The sequence below is a fragment of the Vibrio sp. 2134-1 genome (assembly GCF_033339495.1).
The window spans coordinates 1-801 of the sequence record NZ_JAWOUS010000285.1 but is presented as its reverse complement, the minus strand read 5'-3'; the positions used below and the strand labels follow the sequence as shown (position 1 = coordinate 801).

Sequence of the window (801 nt, the reverse complement as noted above, 5' to 3'; positions counted from 1 at the left end):
CGTTGGCCTCTACTCATTTCTTCTCTTATTTTTCCGCTATTGTCTTATGCGTATCCTCATCAAGAGGTATTGCCAGAGGGCGCCCGTATCAGCTTAGTTGCAGAAAAACTAACCGAAAGTTCCACGCTCGATGGTATCCGTCCAACAGACCAACTATTTCCACCTGCGAGCACCTTAAAAATTGTCACAGCCTTAGCTGCTAAATTAGAGTTAGGGGACAGCTTTGCATTTCGAACAAAGCTTGAAACCTCGAGTTCCGATGCCGTTATCTACTTTGTCGGAGATCCCACCTTACAAACCCAAGATTTGAAAGCGTTGCTGTCATTGGCGAAAAAAAATGGTTTAACGCGCATTAACGGTGACTTGTGGTTAGACAACAGTGCCTTTACAGGGTATGACCGAGCGGTGGGTTGGCCGTGGGACATTCTGGGGGTTTGCTACAGCGCTCCGGCTTCTAGCATTACACTCAACAACAACTGCGTCCAAGCTTCTGTCTATACGCAAAAAGATGGCGGGACTCGAGTCTATGTGCCTGAGCATCAACCTATTCGTGTTAAAAGTTCGGTCGAGACCGTTTCTAAGATGATTCAAAAGAGCCGCCATTGCGATTTAGACCTGCTTGCTAACCCAGACAATCGCTACGAATTAAAAGGATGCTTAATCGAACGAGAAAAGCCGCTGCCTCTCAAATTTGCGGTTCAAGATCCTGAACGTTATACCAGTCAAAATATCAGTACGTTACTCAAGCAATTAGGTATTGAGCTCAAAGGCAAAATTAAGATTGGTTCAGCGCCACAGAAA

1 protein-coding gene is annotated in these 801 nt (G+C 45.6%); it reads left to right on the top strand.

What is annotated here, in order from left to right; genetic code table 11:
• The coding region (gene dacB, locus R7R78_RS25505; protein WP_225474545.1) for a D-alanyl-D-alanine carboxypeptidase/D-alanyl-D-alanine-endopeptidase at positions 1–801 on the top strand (801 nt) is incomplete at both ends.